The sequence below is a fragment of the Planktothrix sp. FACHB-1355 genome (assembly GCF_014748295.1).
GTDB lineage: Bacteria > Cyanobacteriota > Cyanobacteriia > Cyanobacteriales > Aerosakkonemataceae > Aerosakkonema > Aerosakkonema funiforme_A.
Genome location: NZ_JACJUP010001320.1, coordinates 1 through 1,754, shown reverse-complemented (window position 1 = coordinate 1,754; position 1,754 = coordinate 1). Strand labels below are relative to the sequence as shown.

1 protein-coding gene is annotated in these 1,754 nt (G+C 42.6%); it reads left to right on the top strand.

All coding sequences use genetic code 11. The annotated features are described in order from the left end of the window. The first annotated feature begins 186 nt into the window (after positions 1-186). Complete coding sequence (locus H6S82_RS31985; RefSeq protein WP_190473878.1) at positions 187-1,554, top strand: ATP-binding protein; 1,368 nt, start codon at positions 187-189, stop codon at positions 1,552-1,554. The last annotated feature ends 200 nt before the right edge of the window (positions 1,555-1,754 follow it).

The following is a 1,754-nucleotide window of genomic DNA, read 5'->3' as shown; positions in this document are numbered from 1 at the left end:
ATCGCCAGGTGCGTTTCATCCCCATGTCTAAAGCCAGGGGCTTTCACGCACGGTTTTCGGTAAGTTGGGTTGCCCGATCGGCCATAAACTACCCCCAGTGGTGGAAATGATCGGCTAATTGAGGATAGGCTAATTAAGGAGCTCAGTACAGCTCCTCCAGTGCATTGTTATTGGTTGGGATGCCTTGTGTCAAACAAATTTGTCTCTGCACCGCGCTTATCCGAAGGGAGCGATCGAGACCTCTCTATAGACTCAACCCTCTGCGAACTGCCTCTGTACAGTTTCGATGTACCAACTAGCTGCTTGGGTACAGAAGTCGCCCGCGTTTTTGATAAATATCCCCGATTGCCAGGAGCTATCTTACTGGAGAATGGCAACTTTGCCGGGATGATCTCCCGCCTGCGACTGTTGGAGTACCTGATCCGTCCTCACAGACTGGAACTATTTTTGCACAAACCGCTGCACGTTCTCCACACTTACGCTCCCAGTGATGTTTTAGTTCTGTCGGATAACACACCAATTCTAGCAGCAGCGCCGCACGCACTGCGGCGATCGCCGCAATTTCTGGGAGAACCGATTGTAGTTAAAACAGAACCCAACACTTATCAACTGTTAGATATCCACGAATTAAATATCGCTTATTGGCAAATTCGCGGTATCGAAACTCAGGTACGCTACGAACGCACCCAAGCGCAGATGATTCAAAGCGAGAAAATGGCTAGTTTGGGGCGTTTGGTGGATGGGGTGGCTCACGAAATTTTAGATCCGGTGGGTTTTATTTGGGGAAACTTAACTCATGTATCGATGTATGGAGACAGCTTAATGCAGCTGGTTTCTGCTTACGAAAAATATCTGCCTGAGTTACCAAGCGAAATTGAGGAACTAAAAGAAGACATTGAATTTGATTTTTTACAGCAGGATTTGCCGCGAGCGATCGATAGTATCAAAACCGGAGCCGAACGTTTAAAAAAGCTGGTAACAAGTCTGCAAAACTTCTGTCATATTGATGAAGTTTATCCAAAACCTGCCGATTTGCACGCTTTGCTAGATAGTATTGTGTTGCTGCTCAAAAGCCGTCTTAGTAGTGAAATTGAAATTGTCAAAAATTACGGTAATTTACCGCCTGTACCTTGCTTTGCTGGGCAACTTAACCAGGTGTTTATGAATATTATTACTAATGCTGTTGATGCTTTGCTTAACGAGGCGGTTCACCAAAAGTTTGCGATGGAATTTAAAGGGAAAGTGCAAGATAATACCGCTCGCAAGCCTCGAATTGAAATTGTAACTAAAGTTTGTTCTCTGGATTCGGTAAATCGTGTAAATGAAGCTTCATCCCGCTGGGTTTCGATTAAAATTGCCGATAATGGCCCCGGTTTATCTGCTAACGCCCAAAACCAGATTATGGAATCTTTCTCGATCCAAAAGCGTACTGAGAAAGAAACAAGTTTGGCTCTGAGCTATCGAATTGTGACAGCCAAACATGGAGGTAAATTTTTGATGCGATCGCAGCTCGGAATCGGCACGGAATTTGAAGTTCTATTGCCTTTAATTTGAGGCTTTAGAAATCTTTGTTTCCAGTTATAATTTTGGCACTTAAAAAGAAATTTTTAGTGCCAGAGTGGGAAAATAATAACGCCAGAAAGTAAAAATAGTTATTAAGTATTATATATTTTAATCTTAAGTTTACTTAAATATATGTATAATTTTTAACATATAAATATCTGAACAAAAGCCTTTCCTTGGCCAATTGTATA